This is a genomic window from Williamsia muralis NBRC 105860, assembly GCF_001598915.1.
GTDB lineage: Bacteria > Actinomycetota > Actinomycetes > Mycobacteriales > Mycobacteriaceae > Williamsia > Williamsia muralis.
In genome coordinates this window covers 1-19,298 of the sequence record NZ_BDAP01000009.1, presented here as the reverse complement: position 1 = coordinate 19,298, position 19,298 = coordinate 1, and the positions used below count along the sequence as shown (strand labels likewise).

The following is a 19,298-nucleotide window of genomic DNA, read 5'->3' as shown; positions in this document are numbered from 1 at the left end:
CGCACAGGAGCCACGGTGACCGTCACTCAGGAACGCGACCGAGATCCCCACATCGATCTCATCCGCACCGACCCCGATCTTCCCCCCGTCGCCATCGTCGACCGAAGTCCGATGACCGTTGGCAAACGCATCATGTTCGCGATCATCGCGATCATCGGGGCGTGCGCCTGGGCGATCATCGCCTTCGTCCGCGGCGAGACGGTCAATGCGATCTGGTTTGTCATCGCGGCACTGTGCACGTACGTGATCGGCTACCGCTTCTACGCGCGCCTCATCGAGATGAAAGTCGTTCGGCCCCGCGACGATCACGCCACCCCGGCCGAAGTCCTCGACAACGCCCAGGACTACATGCCCACCGACCGGCGGGTGTTGTTCGGGCATCACTTCGCAGCCATCGCCGGCGCTGGGCCACTGGTGGGACCCGTCCTCGCCGCGCAGATGGGCTACCTGCCCGGAACGATCTGGATCATCATCGGCGCAGTGTTCGCCGGCTGCGTCCAGGACTACCTGGTGCTGTCGATCTCCACGCGGCGCCGCGGCCGCAGCCTCGGCCAGATGGCCCGCGACGAACTCGGTGACGTCGGTGGCTTCGCGGCGATGATCGCGGTGTTCGTCATCATGATCATCCTGATCGCGGTCCTGGCACTCGTTGTGGTCAACGCGCTCGCCGAGAGCCCGTGGGGTGTGTTCTCGATCGCGATGACCATCCCCATCGCCTTGTTCATGGGTATGTACCTGCGGTTCCTGCGTCCCGGCCGGGTGTCAGAGGTGTCCCTGATCGGCTTCGTGCTGCTGATGTTCGCGATCATCTCCGGCCGATGGGTCGGCGAGTCGAGCTGGGGCGCAGACATGTTCAGCCTCTCGCCGGTATTCCTGAGCTGGGCCATCGTCATCTACGGGTTCGCCGCAGCGGTGCTACCGGTGTGGCTGCTGCTCGCGCCGCGCGACTACTTGTCCACCTTCATGAAGATCGGCACCATCGTGCTGCTCGCGGCCGGCATCGTGATCGCACGACCGGTGATGCAGGCCCCGGCGGTCAGCGAGTTCGCACACAACGGCCAGGGTCCGGCCTTCGCCGGTTCGCTGTTCCCCTTCCTGTTCATCACCATCGCCTGCGGCGCACTGTCGGGCTTCCACTCGTTGATCGCCTCGGGTACCACGCCGAAGTTGTTGGAGAAGGAGAGCCAGGCACGCATAATCGGTTACGGCGGCATGCTGACCGAATCCTTCGTCGCCATCATGGCCCTGATCACCGCCTGCATCCTGAACCAGCATCTGTACTTCGCGATGAACGCGCCGAAGGCGTTGACCGACGGGACTCCGCAGGGTGCAGCCGATTACGTGAACGGCCTCAATCTTCCCGGGGATCCTGCCACGGCCGCACAATTCGAGCAGGACGCCAAGGCTGTGGGTGAGAGTTCGGTGATCTCCAGAACAGGCGGCGCACCCACGTTGGCGATGGGTATGGCCGACACGATGCAGCGCGCATTCGGCGGGGAGTCGTTGCGTTCCTTCTGGTACCACTTCGCGATCATGTTCGAGGCCCTGTTCATTCTCACCACCGTCGACGCCGGAACCCGTGTGGCCCGGTTCATGCTCTCGGATGGGCTGAGCAATGTGAAGGGCGGCAAGCGATTCAAGGATCCGTCGTGGCGGCCGGGCGCGTGGCTCTGCACCTTCATCGTTGTCGCGGCGTGGGGCTCGATCTTGTTGATGGGTGTCACCGACCCGCTCGGCGGCATCAACACCCTGTTCCCGCTGTTCGGTATCGCCAATCAGTTGCTCGCAGCGATTGCACTGACGATTGTGCTGGTGATCGTCCTCAAGCGCGGGCTGTTCAAGTGGGCCTGGATTCCCGGCATCCCACTGGCGTGGGACCTGATCGTCACGATGAGCGCCTCATGGCAGAAGATCTTCTCGAGCAATCCCGCCATCGGATACTGGCAGCAGCACAGCGATTTCCAGAACGCGAAGGACCGCGGGGAGACCGCTTTCAAGACCGCCAAGAACGTCGGCGAGATGGATGCCGTCATCCGGAACACCTTTATCCAGGGCACGTTGTCCATCGTGTTCGCGGTACTGGTCCTGATCGTCGTCATCGCGGCAGCGTTTGTGTGCGTCAAGGCGATTCGGGCAGGAGGACTGCCCACCACGGAAGACACGCCAGTGGAGTCGAAGAGGTTTGCCCCCCGCGGCCTGATCGCCACATCCACCGAGAAGCAGATCGAGCGGGAATGGGCCGAGTTCGAGAAAACCGACAGGGTCTCGACGGCGTCTGCGACGGGCGATCCGGACGGGCACGGTACGGGCAAGGGAGCGAGGCCGGCTCCGTGATGGACGTACTCCGCCGCGGTTCAGACGCGGTGCGCTGGTATGTGGGAGCGATGATGGGTGACAGCGACTATCAGCGCTACCTCGCCCATCACCGGGCGCACCACCCGGCCGATGTCCCGATGACCGAGCGCGATTACTGGCGTACCCGGTACCGCGATCAGGACCGGAATCCGCAGGGCCGCTGCTGCTGATCCGTCAGTCCGGTCGGGTGGCGAAGAAGCGGGCGAGTTGTTCGGTCCAATATCGGTCGTGTCGCTGTTCGACCGCTCTGCGGGTCACCTGCCGGATCACAACGATTCCGCCTACGCCCACCAGCATCGCCAGTAGCACCGCGGGTCCCACTCGTGGGATCGGTCCCCCGAAGGCAGCACCGGCCGGTGCCCAGTCGCCGTTCTCGTCGACGGGGATGTCGCGGTTACTGCCCGCGGGGGTACCCGCCGGTACTGCGATCACACCGTCACGTCGTTGCGACTCCCACTCCCAGTGCGCCCGGACCGCCACGGCCGGGGTGCCGATCGTCTGGGCGGTGGCGGGCATGGCCGTCTCATCGGTCACCGCTCGTACCGCAGCCACCGGCTCGGCGATGGGTGACCGTTCGGCCATGTCCCACACCAGGACTCCTGTGAGCACCGACATCATGCAGGCGATCACCACGCACAGCGCCGACACTCGTCGTAGCCTTCGTTCGAACCGATCGACGGGGCGGCTCAGCAGATCCGGGGGCACCTACTCGATTGTCGGGATATCGCGTGTAGGCGCAACCCGGGATCGATCAACGCCAGGCGCCGCGCGTGTACTGCGGCGGGTAAGGGGCCTCTCGCCAGGTCAGACCCAGTTCGTGCGCCGCGCGCAGTGGCCACGCCGGCTCACGGAGACCAGCTCGGGCCAGCAGTACAGCGTGTGCGGACTCTGCCTCGAGGATCTTCTCCGCCTGCCCTGGCTCGGTGATCAGGCCGACCGCCGCAGTGGGAACACCCGACTGCTCGAGAATGGCCTTGGCGAAGTCGACCTGGTAGCCGGGACCCACCGGGATGTCTGCCAGAACATTCCCGCCACTGGAGACGTCGATCAGGTCGACTCCCAGCGGTTCGACGAGTGCGGCCAGCCGAGCGCTGTCGTCCACCGTCCACCCACCCTCTGTCCAGTCGGTCGCCGAGAGTCGCACGAACAGGGGCTTCCCGTCAGGCCACACACGGCGAACGGCTTCGACGACCTCGAGCAAGATCCGGGTGCGGCCTTCGAAATCGCCGCCATACTCGTCCTCGCGGATGTTCGACAACGGCGAGAAGAACTCGTGGAGCAGGTACCCGTGAGCAGCATGGATCTCGACGACGTCGAAGCCGGCCTCATCTGCCCGGGACGCCGCGGCGGCAAACGCATCGACAACGCCTGCGATGCCATCGCGCGTCAGGGCCGACGGCGTGTCGTAGCCCTCGAATGCAACAGCAGACGGGGCGCTGGTCACCCAGCCGCCGTCTGCATCAGCGATGCTGCCCTCGGCGTCGGCCATCGGGGCGTACGTCGAAGCCTTGCGGCCCGCGTGCGCCAGTTGGACGCCGATCGCCGAACCCTGCTCGTGCACGAAGTCCACGATTCGACGCCATCCTGCTGCCTGTTCGTCGTTCCAGATGCCGGCGTCCTGGGGGCTGATCCGCCCGTCGGGCGTGACTGCGGCGGCTTCGGTGAGAATCAGGCCGAACCCGCCGGTGGCCCGGGCGCCGAGATGGACCAGGTGCCAGTCCGTGGGCACGCCGTCTTCGGCAAAGCAGCTGTACTGGCACATCGGTGCAAGCCAAGCGCGGTTCGCGATGGTCAGATCGCGCAGGGTCAAGGGCGTGAAGAGTGCTGGTGTGGTCACGCCACACCTCAACCACCGAGGCCAGGTGCCGATTCCACGACCCACCCGACCGTGAGATAGGTCTCGCGGGATCATCAGCAAAATCTCACACGTTGCTGCAGGTTGAACACAGGTCCACGGTCTAATCTCGACACAGATGAGTATTCAGATGAAAGCACTGTCGACGATGCTGAGGCTGAACGGGTTGTCCCTCACCAGCACCGCGGAGCGCGCACGCCGACAGATCTACCGGCCCAAGAAGGTCGTGTCGCCCCCGGAACCGATGTACACCTCGCACATCGTCAAACGCCGCTCGATCGGCGGTTTCCGTAGTTACAGCGTCACCCCGCGTCGAGTCCGCCCCCAGACCACGGTGCTGTACTTCTACGGCGGCGCTTATGTCAGCGAGATCAGTGCCCAGCATTGGGCTTTCATCGCGCAGCTGGCCGACGCCGGCATGCGGGTCGAGGTGCCGATGTACGGGCTTGCCCCCCGCTACGACCATCGGGACGCCCTTCCGTTCATCACTGCGGTGTATCAGCGACTGGTGACCGAACACCCCGGGTCGCCCATCGCACTGGTCGGCGATTCCGCCGGCGGCGGTCTGGCGTTGCTGATGGCACAGACCGCGCGTGACCAGAACCTGCGCCCGCCTCAGCGCCTGATCCTCATCTCGCCCTGGCTCGACCTGTCCCTCAGCAATCCCGACATCGCTCGCGTCGAGCGTCACGACCCATGGCTCAACCGGTCCACGTTGGACATGGCAGCACGGGTGTGGGCTCCCGACAAACCACTGACGCACCCGGAGGTCAGCCCGATGTACGGCGACCTCGGTGGGCTCGCCCCGACGACGGTGCACATCGGCACGCACGACATGTTGTACCCGGATGCCCTGCGATTCCACGAGCAAGCGAGCGCGGCGGGTTCGGATGTGGAGCTCAACACCTGCCCCTCCGGATTGCACATCTACCCGCTGACACCGACCCCTGAGGGCCGCGCTGCCACCCGGTTGATCATCGAGACCTTGCAATTCGTCTGACTTCGCCACGCTGGACGCATAACCGGCCGAACACGGTTTCGTCACAGCACGATGTCGCAGCGTGGCTGAAGTCTAAACCTCAACTTGAGCTGGATATGTTTGCCGCGACCTGAATGGTGAGTTGCGGCAAGGAGCGACATGCACGCGTGGGGGGCTCCGGCCGCTGAACCGATCGATTCGAGCACGGGACCGACAGACGGGCGTCGTTGGGCACATGCCCGCCGCCTAGCGGTTCCTGCTCTCCTGGCTCTACTCGTCGTGTTGCTCGCACCGGTGCCGTCCGCGATGGCACAGTCGATCGTGCAGCCGGTAGCGGCCGACCCGACCGTGATCCGCGCGCAAGACGGCCGGTATTACATGTACGCCACCGCCGACGACTGGGGCGATGGCCAGGGCGAGCACAACATGACCGTGTTCACCTCGTTCGACCTGGTGGACTGGAAGTACGTTGGCGACGTGTTCGACGAGGCGCCCGGCTGGCACCCACCGGGCAGACTCGCCTGGGCCCCAGACATTTCGGAGTCGAACGGCACCTATTCGCTGTACTACGCGCTCTACGACGAGAAGAACCCCTGCATCGGCCTGGCAACCGCACCGGGTCCGACAGGACCGTGGACCGATCTGGGCCATCCGGTGTTCTGCGCGCAGGACGTCGGCGTCGGGGGCACCATCGATCCGTTCCTCTGGGACGACGGAAAGACGAAGACCATGTTCGTCGGCAACTTCCACGGCGTGTACGCGATACCGCTCAACCCGGAGGGAAATGCTGCGGCCGGAGCCCCGGTCCGGGTGGCCGACGACCGGTTCGAAGGCCCCGAGGTCATCTTCCGCGACGGCTACTACTACCTGTTCGTCTCGGCGGGCAACTGCTGCAACGGCGCCGACACCGCATACCGAGTTCTTGCCGGCCGTTCGCAGTCACTCACCGGGCCGTACCTCGACCGCAAGGGCGACGACCTGAACGCCGGCGGCGGCGCGCTCATCCTCGCCGGCAGTCAGGCATGGGCCGGCCCCGGGCACAACACCGTTGTCACCGACGACGCCGGAGCGGATTGGATTGTGTATCACGCCGTTCCACGCGATGACCTTCAGTTGCCCAGTGGCGCCCAGCGACGTGAAGGGATGATCGACCGCATCGTGTGGGCCAACGGCTGGCCGGAGGTCGGCGACGGCTCGCCCGCATCGACGGGGCCGGCGTCTCCGCAGACCAAGCTGCCGGTGCAGGTCCGGCTCTCCCCGGAGACACCGACCGAACTACCCGAGGGCGGTGGTCCCCTGAACGCCAAGCTGATGGTCTCCGCACCCGCCGACGCACCCTACGTCGGGCAGGTGTGGGTGGATGTGGCGCAACCAGGCAGCGCAACAGGCACAAGCGTTCTCGCACCGATTCCAGTGGACCTCAAACCCGGGCAGACGATGGAACAGACGGTCACGTACACGGTTCCACCGGAGGCCCCCGCCGGGATCTATGGCATCTTCGCCTATGCGGGCGCGACCGTCGATGCGCCCGTCGAGTTCGGGACAGTCACGGCCACAAAAGCGGGGAACTCGGTCGGCAGTGGGCTCGCCGGGCTGTCGACGTCACTCGACAACGCTTAGGCCAACCGCCAGGGGCTCACGCAGGCGCGGGCAAGGTCATCCCCCGAGTGGCCATCACCTCTCGCAGGCGAGTGGGGTAGTCGGTGATGATGCCGTCTGCACCCGCTTCGATCTGTGCGTCCATCACGGCGGGATCGTTGATGGTCCACGGGATCACGGCCAACCCGGACTCATGCGCTCGGGACACGAAGTCCTCATCGGCCACCAGCGTGTAGCCCGCGGGCGGTACCTGTCCGTCGGGGTACGGGTTCACATAACCGGGCGACAACACCGTCACACCGTCGATCGATGAAGCCCCTTTGATCACATCGCCGCCCACCGCGTCGAAGTCAACCGGGCCGAGCCACTGAGAATCCTTCTTCCATGTGGTCTCATCCCAGAGCGCCACCAACGGAATGCTCGGCTCGGCGTCGTGCACCAGCGGCAGTGTGCGCCAGTCGAAGCTCTGAATGCTGACCCGGCCAACCATGCCCGCCTCTTTCACCGCCGCCAAGGTGACGTCGACGAACTCCTCCGGTGTCGCCGAGTCTGCCCGTTTCTCTGCCTCGATCTTGGTCTCGATGTTGAACCGCACCGCGTCGGCGCCCCGTGTCTCGACGAGTGTGAACAGTTCTGGCAGAACCGCTATCTTGTTCCCAGCCACCGGCTGCGCTTCGGGGTAGCCGGCGAGCACCTTGTCGCAGTTGAGGGTTCGGATCTGCGCGAGGGTCAGATCGTGGACGAGGTCGCCGACGTACGGGAACTGCGGGTCGCCCGGTGTCGCCGCTGCGGTGTCCGCGCATTTGGTCTCGTCTATTTTCGGATCGTGCCAGATGAGCGGCTGATTGTCCTTGGTCAGCACGATGTCCAACTCGAGGGTGCTGACCCCGAGGGACAGGGCCTGGTCGAACGCATGCAGCGATTCCTCGGTGTATTCGCCGCGTCCGCCGCGATGCGCCTGCAAGTCAAAGGATTTCGGCGACTCCGCTTCGGATGCCGACGGCACGGTCGTCGCGCTCTCGGTCGAACCGGTCGAGTCGCTGCCACACGCGACCAGTCCCACCGTCGCGACCATCGCGGCCATCGCGGCCATCGTTGTCGCCAAGAGATTCTTTCGCACACCCATCCCATCGCCCTGTCGTCTGGTACCGCGAAAACCTAACGCACGAGCGGTTCCTGGGCAGGACGAGCAGATCCGAGTTCATCTCTTGTTGGCGTCGAGTCCTACGCCTGGTCACACGATCGCTGACCGCAACGTTGCCGTCACGTCGTCCGCAGCGGCGGGCCGGCCGAGGTGGTAACCCTGCGCATAGTCCGCACCGCACGCCCGCAGAGCCTCGAGCTGCTCGGCGGTCTCCACACCTTCGCCCACGACGGTGACGTCGAAAGCCCGTGCCAGGCCCACGATCGCGGACACGATCGCCTCCGGCCGGGCACCCGGAAGGTCTGCTATGAACGACTTGTCGATCTTGAAGCACTCGAACACCGGATAGCGATCCAGGTAGTAGATCGAGCTGTGGCCCCTGCCGAGGTCGTCGAGCAACAGGGACACCCCCATGTTGTGTAGCTCGGTGAGTGTGCCTGCCACCCTCGCGGTGTCGGACACCCACACCGTCTCGGTGATCTCGAGCCCGAGTGCGGATGCTTCGAGGCCGGTCGCGGCCAGTACCCGTGAGACCACCCGCGGAAAGGCCGGGTCGCGCAATTGCAGCGCACTCACGTTGACCCGGATCGACACCGCGGTGAACTCCCGCCACCTGGCCGCCTGTGCACACGCCTCGGCCAAAGCCCATGTCCCGAGATCCGTTGCCAATCCTGTCCTTTCGGCAACGGCCACGAACTCCACCGGACTGACCGGGCCATGGACCGGATGGTTCCATCTCGCGAGTGCCTCGACCGCGACGATTCGCCCCGACGCGATCTCCACCAACGGCTGGTAGTGCAAGGTGAGCTCGCCGCGTTCGAGCGCCGACCGCAGGTCGATGGACAACGACCGGATCCGCTCGGCGTCGTACACGTCGTCATCGTCGTAGACCGCATGGCCACCGGCGCCCATGTCCTTGGCCCGGTACATCGCGAGATCGGCCCGATGAATCAGTTCCCGCCGGGACGAGCCCGGTTCGCTGACGGCGACACCGATGCTGGCACTCAACGGCGTCGGCGCACTGCCATGCGCGTAGGGAGCGCCCAGCAGCTCGGTGATGGAATGCGCGATCTGCTGTGCCTCGGCGATGTCGCGCACCTCTTCGCAGAGGATCAGGAACTCGTCGCCTCCGAGACGGGCCACCACATCCTGTTCCCGCACAGCGGTTCTGAGTCGCTGGGCGAACCGAACGAGGGCGAGATCGCCCGCTTCGTGCCCCAGGCTGTCGTTGATGAGTTTGAAGTCGTCGACATCCAGGAGCAGCACCGCGACGTGGGTATCGGCGGCCTCTACCCTTTCGAGGGCTTCGTCGATGCACGCATAGGCCAGAGCGCGATTGGGGAGGTCGGTGAGAGGGTCATGCATGCTGCGCTGGCGCACTTGGCGGTCGAGCTCAATGCGCCGGATGGCCGCGGACAGCACATCTGCCACGGTCTGGAGGAACGTGATGTCGCGATCGGCATAATCGCGCGCGTCGGCACTGTGGACCGAGAGCGCTCCCCATGGCGCGGTCGCACCGGCAATGGGTATGCCGACACCACTACGCAGGCCGTAGCTCTTCATCACCTCGGTGGGAAATCGGGTTTCTGCCAGGCGGTCCGGGCACACCACCACATCGGCAGTGTTCATGGTGTAGCCCATGAGCGAGTGATTGCCCGCGGGCACGTCGAAGCCGTCTCCCCGCGGGCCGGTGACCGCCTCGAGGCTCAGGCGTGTGCTGTCGAACTCGTCTACCCGGGTGACCATGGCGGTTTCCACCCCGACCAGCGTCACCGCAGCCGCGGTCGCAGCGGTCAGCAGTTGAGGGAGTTCGGCCTCCAGCGCGAGCCGGCTCAGCTCGGCGACGGCTTTCTGTTCGGCGCCGAACTGAGCTGCAGCGTCGGCGACCTCGCGCAGCCGGCGATCACGTTCATCTCCCCGGCGGCGATCACGGACGATGGTTGCGATCACCGATGGCTGGCCGTCGGACCGCTCCACAACAAAGGTCGTGAGTGTCACCGCGATGCGGGCACGGGTATGAAAATGCTGTAACTCACTGCGACCACGCCAGTACCCCCGTGACCTGAGGTTCTCCTCGACCTCATCGGAGATCGACAAGCCCGCCGGAGTGAAGAAATCTGCTGTCGACAATTCCCCATCAGGCCGGTTATCGGTCCAAAGACCGACCAGTTCCCGGCCGGCGGGGTTGACGTACACCACCCGTCCCGAGAACTCGGACACCACGATCAGGTCGGGAGACAACTCGAGGATCGCGCGCAGTATCTGCGGGTCGTCCACGAATCCGGCCATGCGCCGCCCACCCCTCTCCGACGCGCATGTGACCCTGCGAACGACGATTCCACGGGGCGGGATCGAGCGCGAGCACACCGTGTGCGACTGATCAGATCATCGCACACGCCTAACTCGTTGTTACGGCGCGCGAACCCGCCCCCAGCGGCGCGTTTCAGGCGCCGACGTACGCCGCGAGGTGTTCGCCGGTGAGGGTGGACCGAGCCGCGACGAGATCGGCGGGTGTGCCCTCGAAGACGACCCGGCCACCATCGTGGCCGGCTCCCGGCCCCAGATCGATGATCCAGTCCGCGTGTGCCATCACGGCCTGGTGATGCTCGATGACGATGACCGACTTCCCCGATTCGACCAGCCGATCGAGCAGGCCGAGGAGATTCTCCACGTCGGCGAGGTGGAGGCCGGTGGTCGGTTCGTCGAGCACGTAGATCCCGCCCTTGCCGGCCATCTGGGTGGCCAGCTTGATCCGCTGCCGTTCACCGCCGGACAACGTGGTCAGCGGTTGTCCGAGCTTGATGTAGCCCAACCCCACGTCGGCCAATCTGTCGAGAATCTTGTGCGCTGCAGGCAGTTTCGCATCACCGTCGCCGAAGAACGCTTCCGCCTCGGCCACCGACATGCCCAGCACTTCGCTGATGTCGCGACCGCCGAAGGTGTATTCGAGCACCGCCGCCTGGAACCTCTTGCCGTCGCACTCCTCGCAGGTGCTGGCCACCCCTGCCATCATCGCCAGGTCGGAGTAGATGACACCGGCGCCGTTACAGGTGGGGCAGGCGCCCTCCGAGTTGGCGCTGAAGAGCGCCGGCTTGACACCGTTCTCCTTGGCGAACGCCTTGCGGATGGGGTCGAGCAATCCGGTGTAGGTGGCCGGATTACTTCGCCGCGACCCCTTGATCGGGGCCTGGTCCACCGAGATCACCTCGTCGAGACCGGTCACCGAGCCCTGGATCAGCGAACTCTTGCCGGATCCGGCGACCCCGGTGAGGACAACGAGCACGCCGAGGGGGATGTCGACGTCGACCTTCTGCAGGTTGTGAGTATCGGCCCCGCGTACCTCCAGAGCGCCCGACGGCTCACGCACCGAGGGCTTCAGCTGCGCCCGGTCGTCTAGGTGGTGCCCGGTCAGGGTGTCGCTGGCACGCAGTCCCTCCACGGTGCCCTCGAACATCACCTGACCGCCTTCGGTGCCTGCGCGCGGACCGAGATCCACCACGTGATCGCCGATCGCGATGGTCTCCGGCTTGTGCTCCACCACCAACACGGTGTTGCCCTTGTCGCGCAGCCGCAGCAGCAGACCGTTCATGCGCTCGATGTCGTGTGGGTGCAGCCCGATCGTCGGTTCGTCGAAGACGTAGGTCACATCGGTCAGGGACGATCCGAGATGCCGGATCATCTTGGTGCGCTGCGCTTCTCCTCCGGACAAGGTGCCGGAGGGGCGGTCCAGTGAGAGGTAGCCCAGCCCGATCTCGACGAACGAGTCGAGAGTCTGCTGGAGGTTGGACAACAAACCGGCCACCGACGGCTCGTCCAGTCCACGGACCCACTCGGCCAGATCGCTGATCTGCATCGCACAGGCATCGGCGATGCTGATCTTGTTGATCTTCGACGAGCGCGCCGCTTCGCTCAGCCTCGTGCCATCGCATTCCGGACACGTGGCGAAGGCGACCGCCCGTTCGACAAATGTCCGGATGTGCGGCTGGAGCGCATCGATGTCCTTGGACAGGAACGACTTCTGCATCTGCGGGACCAGCCCCTGGTAGGTGAGGTTGATGCCGTCGATCTTGATCTTGGTCGGTTCCCGGTAGAGCAGGTCATTCAATTGCTTCTTGGTGAACTTGCTGATCGGCTTGTCGGGGTCGAAATAGCCGCAGCCCCGAAAGATTCGGCCGTACCACCCTTCCATGCTGTACCCGGGAATGGTGATGGCGCCGTCGTTGAGTGACTTGTCGGCGTCGTACAGCGCCGTCAGGTCGATGTCGGACACCGACCCTCGCCCCTCACACCGCGGGCACATGCCACCGGTGATGCTGAAGGTCCGCCGCTCCTTTGTCTCCCGTCCCCCACGCTCGATCGTCACCGCACCGGCGCCGGAGATCGACGCGACGTTGAACGAGAACGCCTGTGGGGAACCGATATGAGGTTTGCCGAGGCGGCTGAACAGGATTCGGAGCATCGCGTTGGCGTCGGTCGCCGTACCGACGGTGGACCGCGGGTCTGACCCCATGCGCTGCTGGTCGACGATGATGGCGGTGGTGAGACCGTCCATGACGTCGACTTCCGGCCGCGCCAAAGTGGGCATGAAACCCTGCAGGAAAGCGCTGTACGTCTCGTTGATCATGCGCTGCGATTCGGCAGCGATGGTGCTGAACACCAGCGAACTCTTGCCCGAACCCGAAACGCCGGTGAACACCGTGAGCCTGCGCTTCGGGATCTCCACGCTGATGTCTTTGAGATTGTTCACCCGAGCACCCTGCACGCGGATCAGGTCGTGGGTGTCGGCGATGTGCGGTTCCTGCGATTGCGGTTTCTTGGTGGTGGCCATGCTGCTCCGGTCTCCATCTGTTGGCACGACGTCGCGGCAGAGCGCCGACTCGGTCTAGTTTCGTACAGCGTACTGGGTTTCCCGGACCCTGGGTGCCGGTTGAGGATCAGCGCGGGGTGAGCCGGACAACCGGGTACTGCCTGTCGGACTTCTGCTGATACTTCGCGTAGCGGGGCTGTGCCTCGACGATTCGTTGCCAGGCCTGTTCGCGCTCAGGACCTTCGAGTCGTCGCGGCGTCACCGCGACGACGTCCTGGCCGGGCATTTCCATCGACGCCTGGTCTGGAGCGGCCATCAGATTGGCGAACCAATCAGGGTTCTGGTCCCCGCCGCCCGACGCGATGATGAGCCGGACACCGTCGCCGTCGTCGAACCAGGTCACCGGCGATTGCCGCGGCTCCCCCGTACGCCGGCCGACGGTGTGCAGGACAAGAAGGTCCATACCCATGAAGGTCGCCTTGCCCCGTCGTATGCGGGTGATCGTCCGACTGTTCGTGCGCTGCTGCATCCACCGCGACAACCGCCCCGGCGTCTTACCGCGATTCTTGCGGCTGTCCGCTTGCTTGCTGTCCGTCATCACGCGACTTCCTGGATACGGATCATGTTGCCTGCCGGGTCACGGATCGCGCAGTCCCGGATGCCGTAAGGCTGTTGCGTCGGCTCCTGCACCACCTCGGTGCCGTTTGCCTGCACACGCTCGAACGTGTCGTCCAGGTCTTTGGTGGCGAGCAGCAGGCTCGCGTACGTGCCCTTTGCCATCATCTCGGTGATCGTGCGCCGCTCATCGTCGGTGATGCCCGGGTCGGCACCCGGCGGGGTCAGCACGATGTTGACGTCGGGCTGACCCTTCGGTCCGACCGTGATCCAGTACATGTCGTTGTAGCCGACCTCATTGCGGACCTCGAAGCCGAGGGTGTCCCGATAGAAGGCCTTGGAAGCCTCTGGGTCGGTGTGCGGAAGGAAACTCGAATGAATGTTGATGTCCATGTCGCTCACGCTAGTTGCGACGCGACGCCTTTGGCTTCTCGATTCCTGATCGGTCTGGCCACCTTTTTCGTGACGCAGGACGGCATCCCTGCGGTCTCACCCGCGGCCTCACTCCGGTAGGTGCTCGGCGACATCCCGACCAACTCGGTGAAGCGGGTGCTGAATGTTCCCAGCGATGAACAACCCACGGCGAAACACACTTCGGTGACGTTCAGATCGCCCCGCTGGAGCAGCGCCTTCGCACGCTCGATTCGCCGGGTCATCAGATAGGCATACGGCGACTCGCCGTAGGCCAGCTTGAACTGGCGACTGAGATGACCTGCCGACATGTTCACCCCTCGGGCGAGGGCTTCGACGTTCAGTGGTTCCGCATACTCGCGGTCGATTCGATCGCGGACGCGTCGCAGCAGAGCAAGGTCTCGAAGGTTCTGCGCTGCCGCGGAGTCGCTGGTCACAAGCGTGATGTTGCCATGTCTACTCCACCTTGCCCAGCGTTCGCGGCCTTGTTCCCTGGATCGCGGGCGTCTGGCCGCAGATCCAGCCGGCGCAGGAGCTGCGCGTTGAGGGCAACCACCACCGTCGAGATCGACATGAGGATGGCGCCCACGGACATCGGCAGCACGAACCCGAGCGGGGCCAGCAGTCCAGCAGCCAGCGGCACGGAGATCAGGTTGTAACCGGCTGCCCACCAAAGGTTTTGCTTCATCTTTCGGTAGCCCGCCTTGGACAAGTCGATCACCGACACGACCGAACGCGGATCGTCCCCGGCCAGGATGACCCCTGCCGATGCGATTGCGACGTCGGTCCCGGCGCCGATGGCGATGCCGACGTCGGCCTGGGCCAGCGCGGGCGCATCGTTCACCCCGTCACCCACCATGGCGGTGGTGCGTCCGGCGCCCTGCAGTTCTTTGACCTTCGACGCCTTGTCCTCTGGCCGAACTCCGGCGAACACGCGGTCGATACCCAGCTCGGTCGCGACCGATCGGGCCACGGCTTCGGCGTCACCGGTGATCATGACAACCTCGATGTCGAGTCGGTGCAGTGCCGCAACGGCTTCCCGCGATTCCGGCCTGATGTCGTCGGCCAACTTCAGCGCTCCGATCACCTCGTCGTCGACGAGTACGTGCAGGATGATGGCCCCGTCGGCACGCCAGTTCTCGGCAACCTCGACCTCGGCGCGCTGGTGCCGCTCCAACATGCGCGGGCCCCCGACCCGGACATGCTTCCCTTCCACCGACGCCGACACCCCTTCAGCCGGCGACGCCCGGAACTGTTCGGCCGGGGGAACCTGCAGCTGACGCGCCTTGGCGGCCTCGACGATCGCCTTGCCCAACGGGTGCTCGCTGTCGGACTCCACCGCCGCAGCCAGGGCAAGCGCTTGGTTCTCGGTCGTCGTACCGAGTGCGTGGACCGCGACAACCGTCGGCTCCCCTTGCGTCAATGTGCCGGTCTTGTCGAACAGCACCGCGTCGACCGACCGCATGCGTTCGAGAGCGAGGCGGTCTTTGACCAACACACCTGCACGGGCAGCGCGCTCGGTGGCGATCGCGACCACGAGAGGTATTGCCAGCCCCAGAGCGTGAGGGCAAGCGATCACCAGCACGGTGATGGTGCGCACCACCGCGTCGTCGGTGGATCCGAGGACAGACCAGACGATTGCGGTGAGGGCTGCGGCACCGAGCGCGTACCAGAAGAGCCACGCGGCGGCACGGTCCGCGAGGCGCTGCGCCCGCGACGACGAGTTCTGCGCCTCGGACACCAGTCGCTGGATACCCGCCAGCGCGGTGTCGTCGCCGATGGCCGTGACGCGAACGCGCAGAGCAGAATCGGTGGCGACGGTTCCGGCAACCACAGCGTCCCCGACCGTCCGGCCGACGGTGCGCGATTCGCCCGTCACCATCGACTCATCGACCTCGGCGGTCCCGTCGATGATCGTTCCATCGGCCGGCACACTCGCTCCCGGACGCACGAGAACCACATCGCCCAGACGGAGTGCCGCGGGAGCTACGAGCACCGTGGTGCCACCTTCAATCCTCTCGGCCTCGTCGGGCAACAATGCGGCCAGCGAGTCGAGTGCCGACGTGGTCTGTGCCAGCGAACGCATCTCGATCCAGTGCCCGAGCAGCATGATGACGATCAGTAGTGCCAGCTCCCACCAGAAATCTAGATCATGGTGCAGCACATCGAGGCTCGCGCCCCATGAGGCGACAAACGCGACCGTGATGGCAAGAGCGATGAGCAGCATCATTCCAGGAGCCCGCGAGCGGATCTCGCCGACGGCGCCGCTGAGGAACGGGCGGCCACCCCACACGAACATGACCGTGCCGAGCACCGGCGAGATCCACGAGACGAACCCGTGGTCGGGTAGTTCGTAGCCGATGAGCATTGCGAACATGCCCGAGAATCCGACGACCGGGACTGCGAGCGCGAGCATGATCCAGAACAGTCGGCGGAACTGTCCGACGTGATCGCCGTGGCCGGAATGCCCCGCGTGCCCCGCATGACCACCCTGATGGTCCATTCCCTCATGAGCTGCGTGATGTTCGGCGTGAGCCGAGTGGTTGTGCATCGTGTCCATGTCCCGAATATATACCCCCCAGGGGTATGTGTCGAGGAATTGTTTCGACAACAAAGGCGCTCCCGCCGAAGCCGGAGCGCCTTTGCTGGATCTTTCGATTTCGTGTGTGCAGTCAGGACCGCTGGAGCGACCTCATGGTGTCGATCTCCTGCTGCTGAGTCGCCGCAATGGTCGTTGCGAGTTGCTTGGCGGCCTGGTTTTCACCGTCAGCAATCTCGGCGTTTGCCATCTCGATGGCACCGGCGTGATGTTCGATCATCATGGCCAGCCAGGCCTGGTCGAACTCCGTGCCACTCTTGGCCGCCAGGTCATTCATCTCTTGCTCCGACATCATCCCGCTCATGGTGTCGTCGCCGTGATGCATGTCGCCCTGCCCTCCACCTTGTGCGCTGGGATCAGGTTTGCCCCACTGCTTCAACCACTGGGCGAGCTGTTCCATCTCCGGACCCTGAGCCGACTCGATGGCCTCAGCGAGTTGGACGACCTCGGGAGTGGTGGTCCGACCCTCGACCAGTTGGGCCATCTCCACGGCTTGCGCATGGTGGGGGTACATCATCTGCGCAAACATCACATCGGCATCGTTGAACGCGGCGGCCTGTTCCGAATTCGAGGCCGTCGGAGCGGCAGATGTGGCAGACGACTGGTGGGACATCGAGCCCATGTCGTGGTCACCGTTGTCAGAACTGCACCCCGCAAAAAGCAGGGTGGCCGACGCCGCGATGCCGACGAGCGCGAAACCGGTTCGGCGAGAACGTGTTTTGTACATGGCTATTCCTTCGAATGTTGATAGGGATCGGCGTGCGAAACACACACGCCATGACGAGGACTCGCCCGCAGGAAACGGGCGGGGGTCCATCAGATCCTCAAGATCGACAACTTTTCGAGGGAGGGCGCGGCCCAGGGTGGGGCGCGCGAGGCGTACCTGCCGTTGCCGGGAACGTGAATTCGCGGTGCGGCGTCGGCGCCTTGGTGTCCAAGTAGCCGCCGCACGATCAGCAACACCGACGCGACGGTTATCAACGCCATGCAGAGGGCCATCGCCGCATGCGTCGTCCAGTGGGTGCCGTCGGCTGCCATCGCCGGCGGGTCCATGGTTGTGTGGCCCGAATGCTCCTGGTGGGTGGGGACTGCGGCATGCGCGCCTGCGACGCCATGCGCCGGTGCGTGCACCATGGGCACCGAGTGCATGAGGAGAACTGCCAGTAGCGCTGCAAACGCCGACGCCGCGACAGTGGCGGTTGACCCGACGAAGGCGGAGTCAGCGCGTTGCGTACGCCTCATCTCACCCTCCTCGTGTCGGCCAAAATCGACTATACCCCCGTAGGGTACCGAAGCAAGTAGGTCGACTTGGACTAGCGCTACTTCGTGGCTTGGCGTATCGCAGGTTGCGTAGCAATCTGCTGTCCGGCGCGCGTGTTGACCCAGATCTTTCGGTCGCCATTCAGGACCACTCGGATGATGCCCCGGGTTTTGAGGTCGTGGTGCTCTTTGCACAGGCACTCGAAGTTCGCTTCGATCGACCACCCACCGGCCATGGGGTTGGCATGGTTGAACGGCACAATGTGGTCGAGCTCGCATTTGTCCGCGGGCACGAAACAGCCCGGGTATCGGCAATGCCCATCGAGCGCACGCACTATTCGAGCCAGCCTTGCCCCGGGTCGATATCGCAACGCGCCCGGCGGCGGCGTACTCCAACCACCGTGGCCCTCCTGATCGGGTGGCGCTTTCAGGGGCGGCGGCGGGCCCAGGTTCTTCTCCCCCAGCACGATTCGACTTCCGCCGTCGACCGAGCTCATCAACACCGCCGTGATGTCGTCACGGTTGATCGCCGCGCCTGCGGCAGTGGCGAACAAGTCGAGGAGTCCCGAGACTGCCCTTTCCCCGATCGTCACCAAGCCCCGCCACCTGGACCGACCCGCCAACGACCGCGACTGCTCACAATCGAGCGGCCCGTACCCGAGTAGATATCCCGGATTCGAAGACAACCCCAGGACTGTCGGCAGGTCGACCACCAACTCCGTCCATGCGCGAGGAGCCGACCGCGCGGGCTTCCGCTCTACATCGGCCAGATCGCGCGTATCTGCTTCTGAGCTGACGGCTGATTCTGCGGGATTCGACGTCTCGGCGACAGCGGCTTCAGTCTGGCCATGGCTAGCTGCGATCGCATCGAGCACCGCGTCCACCTGTCCGGCCCGATTGTCCGGCGCCATTTCATCGAGCTGCGCTTTGACCCGGACCGCTTCTTCCGCAGTGCATGCGGTGATCAAACTCGCCATCCCACCCGCACGCCGACGCACCACCACCCGCCGAGCCGGATCGGCTACCTCGTCATCGTCCGCGGTCTCCGGCTCGAACAACATCAGATGACGATCCAGTTCTTCGGCAAATGAGTTGTCACCCAACAGCATCGCGTCGTCCGCGAGCACACCGTCCAGGTCCATCAGCGCGTCCCGGTACCCTCGCGACGCCCGGTGATGCAGCGCCTTGAGCTTGCCGATGCTCACCTCACCGGCATCAAACGCCTCGGCCAAAGCCGGGAGGTGATCCAGCAGCCGCCGACAGCGCAACAAATGATCGGCCTGCCCGGTGGTGCATCGCCACGCCACCGCGATCTCACACGCCGCCGCTCGAGTGCCGTTCTCGTCGTCGTTGCTGGAGACATACCGGTAGTACTCGAGGCCGTCGTCCAGCCGCCGCGCCCATGCCCGATTCACCTCACGCACTCCAGACTGCACCCGCGACAACAACTCCGACGCCTCAGCGTCCATCGTGGTGGCCCCCGCCCAACTCATGAATCGATCATACGTTCGAGGTCTGACAAACAAGCCGAACGCCGACCTAGCCGCCAGTTGTGAGCGCGGCTGATAGCAATCAGACGTTGCCGTTCTCCGAAGCACTTGCTCCCCAGCGACGCGAAAAGGAGTAGTTGGTGGAAGGGCAGATATAGCGGCCGAAAACGTCGACCCAACCCGT

General features: G+C 64.9%; 16 protein-coding genes. 4 read left to right on the top strand and 12 right to left on the bottom strand.

The genetic code is table 11. The features are described from left to right. Window positions 1-15: 15 nt before the first annotated feature. Window positions 16-2,334 (top strand): carbon starvation CstA family protein, encoded by a 2,319-nt coding sequence (locus WIMU1_RS23510; RefSeq protein WP_062800764.1) that lies wholly within the window; start codon window positions 16-18, stop codon window positions 2,332-2,334. After that, window positions 2,334-2,525: a YbdD/YjiX family protein gene (locus WIMU1_RS23505; protein WP_062800843.1), complete on the top strand. Its 192-nt coding sequence runs from the start codon at window positions 2,334-2,336 to the stop codon at window positions 2,523-2,525. Before WIMU1_RS23510 ends, WIMU1_RS23505 begins: the two co-directional genes overlap by 1 nt. A 4-nt stretch (window positions 2,526-2,529) precedes the next feature. Here WIMU1_RS23505 and WIMU1_RS23500 read toward each other — a convergent pair whose 3' ends face one another. Both WIMU1_RS23500 and WIMU1_RS23495 read right to left on the bottom strand, forming a co-directional pair. Beyond that, window positions 2,530-3,060 (bottom strand): hypothetical protein, encoded by a 531-nt coding sequence (locus WIMU1_RS23500; RefSeq protein WP_147431378.1) that lies wholly within the window; start codon window positions 3,058-3,060, stop codon window positions 2,530-2,532. Between the two features lie 46 nt (window positions 3,061-3,106). Further along, entirely contained in the window at window positions 3,107-4,192 is a 1,086-nt protein-coding gene (locus tag WIMU1_RS23495; protein ID WP_062800760.1) for an NADH:flavin oxidoreductase/NADH oxidase, read from the bottom strand. Between the two features lie 136 nt (window positions 4,193-4,328). Between WIMU1_RS23495 and WIMU1_RS23490 the strand changes: the two genes are divergently transcribed. Together WIMU1_RS23490 and WIMU1_RS23485 are read left to right on the top strand one after the other, a co-directional pair. Next, entirely contained in the window at window positions 4,329-5,210 is an 882-nt protein-coding gene (locus WIMU1_RS23490; protein ID WP_062800758.1) for an alpha/beta hydrolase fold domain-containing protein, read from the top strand. A 138-nt stretch (window positions 5,211-5,348) separates the two neighbouring features. Next, the gene (locus WIMU1_RS23485) at window positions 5,349-6,809 is read left to right on the top strand and encodes a family 43 glycosylhydrolase (RefSeq protein ID WP_084248518.1); all 1,461 of its coding nucleotides are present in this window, start codon (window positions 5,349-5,351) and stop codon (window positions 6,807-6,809) included. Window positions 6,810-6,825: 16 nt separating this feature from the next. Here the strand turns inward: WIMU1_RS23485 and WIMU1_RS23480 are convergent, their stop codons facing one another. From WIMU1_RS23480 to WIMU1_RS23435, 10 genes are all read right to left on the bottom strand, one after another. Next, entirely contained in the window at window positions 6,826-7,881 is a 1,056-nt protein-coding gene (locus WIMU1_RS23480) for a glycerophosphodiester phosphodiesterase family protein (RefSeq protein ID WP_371850315.1), read from the bottom strand. 141 nt (window positions 7,882-8,022) lie between these two features. Beyond that, window positions 8,023-10,221 (bottom strand): sensor domain-containing protein, encoded by a 2,199-nt coding sequence (locus WIMU1_RS23475; RefSeq protein WP_062800756.1) that lies wholly within the window; start codon window positions 10,219-10,221, stop codon window positions 8,023-8,025. 154 nt (window positions 10,222-10,375) lie between these two features. Beyond that, complete coding sequence (locus tag WIMU1_RS23470; protein ID WP_062800754.1) at window positions 10,376-12,760, bottom strand: ATP-binding cassette domain-containing protein; 2,385 nt, start codon at window positions 12,758-12,760, stop codon at window positions 10,376-10,378. Window positions 12,761-12,866: 106 nt separating this feature from the next. After that, window positions 12,867-13,337 carry a nitroreductase family deazaflavin-dependent oxidoreductase gene (locus WIMU1_RS23465; RefSeq protein WP_062800753.1) on the bottom strand — a complete coding sequence of 157 codons (471 nt, stop codon included), beginning with the start codon at window positions 13,335-13,337 and terminating at the stop codon, window positions 12,867-12,869. Then, complete coding sequence (locus WIMU1_RS23460) at window positions 13,337-13,747, bottom strand: VOC family protein (RefSeq protein WP_030164251.1); 411 nt, start codon at window positions 13,745-13,747, stop codon at window positions 13,337-13,339. Before WIMU1_RS23460 ends, WIMU1_RS23465 begins: the two co-directional genes overlap by 1 nt. Before the next feature lie 5 nt (window positions 13,748-13,752). Beyond that, the gene (locus WIMU1_RS23455; protein ID WP_062800751.1) at window positions 13,753-14,202 is read right to left on the bottom strand and encodes a helix-turn-helix transcriptional regulator; all 450 of its coding nucleotides are present in this window, start codon (window positions 14,200-14,202) and stop codon (window positions 13,753-13,755) included. After that, window positions 14,199-16,325: a heavy metal translocating P-type ATPase gene (locus WIMU1_RS23450; RefSeq protein WP_174548776.1), complete on the bottom strand. Its 2,127-nt coding sequence runs from the start codon at window positions 16,323-16,325 to the stop codon at window positions 14,199-14,201. Before WIMU1_RS23450 ends, WIMU1_RS23455 begins: the two co-directional genes overlap by 4 nt. Before the next feature lie 112 nt (window positions 16,326-16,437). Beyond that, window positions 16,438-17,091: a DUF305 domain-containing protein gene (locus WIMU1_RS23445; RefSeq protein WP_062800749.1), complete on the bottom strand. Its 654-nt coding sequence runs from the start codon at window positions 17,089-17,091 to the stop codon at window positions 16,438-16,440. Between the two features lie 89 nt (window positions 17,092-17,180). After that, window positions 17,181-17,606, bottom strand: a complete 426-nt coding sequence (locus WIMU1_RS23440; protein ID WP_062800747.1) for a DUF6153 family protein — start codon at window positions 17,604-17,606, stop codon at window positions 17,181-17,183. A gap of 77 nt (window positions 17,607-17,683) precedes the next feature. Beyond that, the gene (locus tag WIMU1_RS23435) at window positions 17,684-19,117 is read right to left on the bottom strand and encodes an HNH endonuclease signature motif containing protein (RefSeq protein WP_084248516.1); all 1,434 of its coding nucleotides are present in this window, start codon (window positions 19,115-19,117) and stop codon (window positions 17,684-17,686) included. Window positions 19,118-19,298 lie beyond the last annotated feature (181 nt).

Excerpts from the sequence above, each read along its gene's own strand:
- WIMU1_RS23440 (WP_062800747.1), bottom strand. The coding sequence starts at position 17,606 with ATGAGGCGTACGCAACGCGCTGACTCCGCCTTCGTCGGGTCAACCGCC.
- WIMU1_RS23445 (WP_062800749.1), bottom strand. The coding sequence starts at position 17,091 with ATGTACAAAACACGTTCTCGCCGAACCGGTTTCGCGCTCGTCGGCATC.
- WIMU1_RS23435 (WP_084248516.1), bottom strand. The coding sequence starts at position 19,117 with ATGAGTTGGGCGGGGGCCACCACGATGGACGCTGAGGCGTCGGAGTTG.
- WIMU1_RS23490 (WP_062800758.1), top strand. The coding sequence starts at position 4,329 with ATGAGTATTCAGATGAAAGCACTGTCGACGATGCTGAGGCTGAACGGG.
- WIMU1_RS23465 (WP_062800753.1), bottom strand. The coding sequence starts at position 13,337 with ATGACGGACAGCAAGCAAGCGGACAGCCGCAAGAATCGCGGTAAGACG.
- WIMU1_RS23480 (WP_371850315.1), bottom strand. The coding sequence starts at position 7,881 with ATGGCCGCGATGGCCGCGATGGTCGCGACGGTGGGACTGGTCGCGTGT.
- WIMU1_RS23485 (WP_084248518.1), top strand. The coding sequence starts at position 5,349 with ATGCACGCGTGGGGGGCTCCGGCCGCTGAACCGATCGATTCGAGCACG.
- WIMU1_RS23505 (WP_062800843.1), top strand. The coding sequence starts at position 2,334 with ATGGACGTACTCCGCCGCGGTTCAGACGCGGTGCGCTGGTATGTGGGA.
- WIMU1_RS23475 (WP_062800756.1), bottom strand. The coding sequence starts at position 10,221 with ATGGCCGGATTCGTGGACGACCCGCAGATACTGCGCGCGATCCTCGAG.
- WIMU1_RS23470 (WP_062800754.1), bottom strand. The coding sequence starts at position 12,760 with ATGGCCACCACCAAGAAACCGCAATCGCAGGAACCGCACATCGCCGAC.
- WIMU1_RS23460 (WP_030164251.1), bottom strand. The coding sequence starts at position 13,747 with ATGGACATCAACATTCATTCGAGTTTCCTTCCGCACACCGACCCAGAG.
- WIMU1_RS23450 (WP_174548776.1), bottom strand. The coding sequence starts at position 16,325 with ATGGACACGATGCACAACCACTCGGCTCACGCCGAACATCACGCAGCT.